The following is a 5,988-nucleotide window of genomic DNA, read 5'->3' on the forward strand; positions in this document are numbered from 1 at the left end:
CCCACTCCCCCACTCCCCCACTCCCCCACTCCCCCACTCCCCCACTTCCCCACTCCCCTGTCTCTACTTCGTCGTCCAAGGAATCATCGGATCGTTTGCCAGCTTTTTCGAGACTTCGTATGCTCCGAAGCGGTTAAGATGGCTAGGGTCAGAAAAGTTTTTACTGGTTCGGGGAAATAGTTTGGTTAAATCTCGATAAATCAAGCTAGAATTTGCTACCTGACTCGTCATATACTGTTGAAATTCTTGCTCGTATTTTGCGCGTACTGGGTCTAGATAATCTGCGGTCAAGGGCATGTTTACAAATACTAGGGAAATTTTTTCAGCTTGGGTAAACTCTAGCACCGCTTGGAAGGCGGCATCTTGTTCACCTGCTACTTGAAATGATTTGTAATCGTTGTCGTAACTTCCGGAAACTTTGGGATGTTTTTGATAGTAATTGCTAGGATTGAAGCGGATAGATAAAGGTAAAAATCCATCAAAGTCAACTGCTTGCGAAGAATCTTCTTCAGGGTTATCAGTTGTTTGTGAATCTGATGTAGAGGGTTGAGAACTAGTAATTATCGGCAAAGATTTGAATTGTTTGTTCAAGAGAGCTTTGAATTTATCGCGCTGTTGATATGTAGGTGAAATATTAGCTAAAGCTTGATTTAAAGATTTATTAACAGCTTGATAACTATTGACATTGACATTTTCATTTTCCGCTTTTGTTTTTTGTTGTTCTTTGGTTGCTGATTGAACATGATTCGTACTACTCTTAGCTAGGACTTTTTGAATTGCTTCTTGATAACCCGCTGATGCAGCGATCGCTTGAAAGGTTACATCATCTCGACCGCTGTTAAATGCACGGGAACCATCTGCCCAAATAATTAGTTTCGGTAATTCTGATGGCTCTAAAACTCGGCGAATGATAAAATCTACAACTTGAGCAGTGGCTCCATTTATACCAAAGTTAAAGACATTAATATCGGGATAACCCTGACTTGCCAAAGCTTTGTCAAGTGCTGCCGGATCTATTCCCCTCAAAGCGCGGGAGGAACCAATAATTAAAACTTTTGGCGGAATACCAGTTTTAGCTAGACGCTGTTTATACAATGCCAGTTGCTCATCTAGCTGTCTGGCATTGAAACTCGGCATTTGCGATCGCGCTGCTAATAAAATCGCCGTTGCAGTTGCCTTTCCTCTTGGTGGCGTACTATCATCTTTTGTAAATCCAGAAGCGTTAAATACAGAACTTCGGTTTTCAGCTTTTTTCCCAGAAGTATCGGCAAAAAAGACAGTTCTCTTAGCTTTATTTTCATCATCATTTACAGAAGATGATTTTTGCGCGATGGGAGCAACTTTTGGTCTCTGCGTAGTCAGAGCAACAATTTGACCTAATACCCAATCGGTTTGCAAGGTCAGCAATAATCCCAACGTTCCCCAAACCAAAGCGGTTTTTAAACCTTGGTAATCAGCGTTTCGCTCGGTTGAATCTTTTTCGATGAATAGCTGTGTTGCCAAGAGACTTTTTCTCGCGGTTGCACCCCAATCTCGAGCCACTTGGCTGACAAAAGTCTGAACTTCCTCGGTTGTTAAATCGGGACGCAAAATTGGCTCACTACTCTCAGAAGATAAAAGCTCGTTAACGTAGGCAGAAGTTGCTGCAAATTCTGGGGTAGCTTCTGGTACTAAAAGTTGGCGTTGCTCAAAATCAACGCCATAATTCCAAAAAGGTTCTTTATTGCCACCACGCCGACCATACACCCTGACTCCGATTATATTAGGTATTTTTAACTGGCGGACGCACTGAATAACTTTGGGGGCAACTTTTTTTCTTCCGGGACAAATAGGTGCATCACACATAATGTGTAGCAAGTCACCTTTTCTTAACAAAAGTACGCGAATCCCACCTGTTTTCAAGCGTAAATTTAAGTCCGGATTAAGTAAACGCTCGATTAAAAAATGAATCGCCGGTTCATCCCCAGAACTAGCCAATTCCATAGCTGATGCAAAAAGCGCAGGATGCTCACAAGCTGGTAAATTGAGCCAATCAATCCAATCTGGTTGCTGTTCGGTGGTTTTTTGCCCGTAGATAGTGGCAGCGAGAATTCCTTGGGGGGCGATCGCTTCTAACTGAGGTACAATTGCGTTCCAGCAGGCTGTTTTATCTGGGATTGTTGCCTCATCGGCAGTTGAGGTGCAAAATACATGTAGCGTCGATTCTTTCAAAGAAGCTTGCACCGTAACTTTTAATTCCGACAAAGCTGCACCGAGAACAAGAGCGATCGCTTGTAAATCTCCCCAACGTGCCCACTCTTTCAACATTACCTCAGGAGGCGTTAAATCTATCCGCAGCAACCACTCCGGCTTGATTTCGCCAATAACTTGCGAAGCGATAACAGCATCTTTATAGCCGACTAATTTTAAATCCCGTAGTTTCTGAGCTACTGGTTCCGCAATTAAAGATGGATCGGGACTGTAACTCGACTGACAAAATATCCACAGACGACTTTCTTCTAAAGAACCCTTTTCTTCTGGCTTTTGGTTCTTAACCTTGACTTCAACTGACACACCCAAAGTACTCAAGGTTTCGCTCAGATAACGAGCGATCGCATCTGGGTCTCCTTGGCGTGCCAAACTTTCATTAGAGACAATCATTGCCCCACCAGGTTTGATCCTGGATTTTTCCGCATCTTTTATCAGGGCTTGATTTACCTGTTCTAAATGTCTGTCGAGTTGATTTAAATAAACTCGATGACACCATTCCGGTCGCTTCTCTCCTTTTGTGCGACCATAAACAAATACTTGGTATATTGCAGGTTCCTGGTTTTTTGTCAACATCTCTAAGTCGGTCTGCTGTAACGCTTGCAGCAAGTCCGACAGAGTTTGCCAACGTTGAGGACAATCTCGACCTTCACAGAGAATGTGTAAGTCGTTTCCTCGCAACTGGACTTTCACCCCGAAAGTGTTGATACCTGTTGCTTGGCTTACCCATTGCACTAAGGATTTCTGACGCTCTAGTGATGCTTTTTTCATGCTCAGTAGACTTTACAAAAAGCTAGTTGTTGGGGAATGGGGCATTGGGCATTGGGCATTGGGCATTTTTAAGAGGGGAAAAGGGTAAAGGAAAAAAGGGGAAAAGGAGATGGAGTCATTTAAAATCAGTCGAAGAGAAAAGAAAATATTTCCCCTTTCCCCTTTCCCCTTTCACGGCAGGTGCTACAACGGGGGGGAACCCCCGCAACGCACTGCCTCCCCTTTTCCCCTCTTCAAGTACCCTAATCGCCAATGCCTTGTAAACTAGAACCATAGATTTATTATCCAACTGAAGTTTTTTTTAACACTTTTGTTACCCTATAAGCTTGCATAATAAACAATGAGAGTTTAGTGAAATTGCCAGCGACGGTTTGAATGAATTTTACGTTTGCTTCAATTATTATTTCAATAATCACCTCTTAGCGATGCCTTTTATGGAACACTCATCCAACTCTGGATTAAATCTGGGTTTAATTAGTATTCCCCAGTCTTTGCTTATGCAAACAGGTACAGCGTCTATACTACTGTTGCTTTTAGCACAAAAAGCAAGTCAATCTGCACTAGTTGCGATGGGACAAGCTAGTGAAGAAATTTTTCGTGGCGATCGCTTACCCATCCTCAGCTTCCCAAATGAAGACGAATTAAGCCGAAGTTAAAGATTATAGTTTGAAATTTATCTTTCTTGAAGTTAGTGCGATCGCGCGATCGCTTCCTATGCCCCAACAAAGCTCCGCTTTCTTGTCTCGAATCGGAGATTTGAGGGAAGGGTTTTCTTCAGAAACCCTTCTGGCATATACAGACCATCGGATTAATTATGGCGCGCTAACTTTACAAAGCAATAATTGTCAACAGTAATCGGCTCTACTAAAATATAAGATATGAGTTCCCTTTTATACTCTTTGGCTCAGGCTGAAAATATCTACCCCGCTTCTGAATTATTTTTGCGCCATCGTCTCCAAGTAGTCGAAGAATTGTGGGAGTCGGTTCTGCGGCAAGAATGCGGTCAAAAGATGGTAGATTTATTGCGACAGCTACGGGATCTGTGTTCCCCAGAAGGACAAGCCAGAAACGATCAAGCCGCAGAAGTCTTCAATTTAATTGAACAACTCAATATTAACGAAGCCATCCGCGCAGCTCGTGCCTTCGCTTTATATTTCCAGTTGATCAATATTATCGAACAAGACTACGAACAACGGCAGCAATTAACTCGCTATGAAGTAGAAACCGATTCGGTAGAACAAGAAAATCTAGCAAACATCACTTCTTCATCCAACCACGGAGAAAATGATACACCAGTAAACAGCGGATTGGGAGCGGATATGCTAGCAAAAAGCTGGTGTGCATCTGCCAACGACAAGCAAAAAGGAACTTTTGCGGCGTTATTTCCTTTATTATTCAAACTGAATGTACCACCACAGCAAATTCAACGCTTGATTTCTCAATTGGATGTGCGTTTAGTCTTTACAGCGCACCCCACAGAAATTGTTCGTCATACGATTCGCGATAAACAACGACAGGTAGTGAAACTATTGCAACAACTGGATGCAGTAGAAAACCGCGTGGGCAACACATCTGGAGGATATCCTTGGGAAGCAGCAGATTTACGCGAACAATTGTTAGAAGAAATTCGCTTGTGGTGGCGTACTGACGAACTGCATCAATTCAAACCAAGTGTACTTGATGAAGTAGAGTACACGCTGCATTACTTCCAAGAAGTATTATTTGATGGCATTCCCCAACTTTATAAACGCTTCAAATACGCTCTAGCTAGCACTTTTCCCTGGTTAGAACCCCCTAGCAAAAACTTTTGCAGGTTCGGTTCTTGGGTAGGTTCAGATAGAGATGGAAACCCATCAGTCACACCGGAAACCACCTGGCAAACAGCTTGCTATCAGCGCAAAATGGTGCTAGAAAAATATATTCAGTCTGTGAAGCAGCTGATTGAATTATTGAGTGTGTCGATGCACTGGAGTGATGTTTTACCAGACTTGCTGGAATCTCTAGAATTGGATCAATCCCACTTAAGCGAAATATATGACGCGCTAGCGCTGCGTTATCGGCAAGAACCGTATCGGCTGAAGCTTTCTTATGTACATAAAAGGCTGGAAAATACACGCGATCGCAATGTAGCTTTATATAAACGGGAAACGCCTCAAAATGAAGATGCCCCAATGTACCGTTCGGGAGCCGAATTTTTAGCAGAGTTGCGATTGATTCAACACAACCTGACAGAAACAGGTTTAAGCTGTCGCGAACTAGAGAATCTAATTTGTCAAGTGGAAATTTTTGGCTTTGACTTAACCCAATTAGATATCCGACAAGAATCATCCCGCCATGCTGATGCGCTAAATGAGATTCTCGAATACCTGCAATTATTACCGCTATCTTACCACGAGCTATCAGAAGCTCAAAGAATAGCTTGGTTAGTAGGGGAATTACAAACCCGTCGTCCATTAATTCCCGCAGAATTACCATTCTCAGAAAAAACAAACGATGTAATTGAAACTTTCCGCGTAGTGCGATCGCTCCAACAAGAGTTTGGTGTCAATATCTGCCAAACTTACATTATTAGCATGTGCCGCGAAGTTAGCGACGTACTCGAAGTATTACTTTTAGCCAAAGAAGCAAGACTTTTTGATCCAGGTACAGCGATCGGCAGCATCCAAGTAGTTCCCCTATTTGAAACAGTAGAAGATTTGCAACGCTCAAGAAGCGTCATGCGTCAACTGTTTGAACTACCTTTATATCGCGCTTTATTAGCCGGCGGGTATCACGTAGAGGACAAGGGGGACAACGGGGACAAGGGGGACAAGGGGGACAACGGGACAAAGGGACAAGGAGGACACGGGGGACAAGAGGACAAGGAGAATGTTCCCCCCTCCCCCCCTCCCCCTCCCCCTGCTTCTTTTACATATACCCGAACCCACGAGTAGCCAGGGTAGCACGTATGCCGTTTTCCGCTTGAAAAAA

General features: G+C 43.3%; 3 protein-coding genes and 1 pseudogene. 3 read left to right on the forward strand and 1 reads right to left on the reverse strand.

What is annotated here, in order from left to right; genetic code table 11:
• Positions 1 to 63: 63 nt before the first annotated feature.
• Positions 64 to 3,018 carry a DUF1574 family protein gene (locus OGM63_RS15285; RefSeq protein WP_263746446.1) on the reverse strand — a complete coding sequence of 985 codons (2,955 nt, stop codon included), beginning with the start codon at positions 3,016 to 3,018 and terminating at the stop codon, positions 64 to 66.
• 434 nt (positions 3,019 to 3,452) lie between these two features.
• Between OGM63_RS15285 and OGM63_RS15290 the strand changes: the two genes are divergently transcribed.
• The 3 genes and pseudogenes from OGM63_RS15290 to OGM63_RS15300 form a co-directional block, all read left to right on the forward strand.
• Entirely contained in the window at positions 3,453 to 3,674 is a 222-nt protein-coding gene (locus tag OGM63_RS15290; RefSeq protein ID WP_263746447.1) for a hypothetical protein, read from the forward strand.
• 10 nt (positions 3,675 to 3,684) lie between these two features.
• Complete coding sequence (locus tag OGM63_RS15295; RefSeq protein ID WP_263746448.1) at positions 3,685 to 3,873, forward strand: hypothetical protein; 189 nt, start codon at positions 3,685 to 3,687, stop codon at positions 3,871 to 3,873.
• A gap of 23 nt (positions 3,874 to 3,896) precedes the next feature.
• Positions 3,897 to 5,789: pseudogene (locus OGM63_RS15300) on the forward strand (phosphoenolpyruvate carboxylase); the annotation flags it as partial.
• Positions 5,790 to 5,988 lie beyond the last annotated feature (199 nt).

Origin of the sequence: Plectonema radiosum NIES-515 (genome assembly GCF_025753815.1) — a bacterium.
Classification (GTDB): Bacteria; Cyanobacteriota; Cyanobacteriia; order Cyanobacteriales; family Nostocaceae; genus Hassallia; species Hassallia radiosum_A.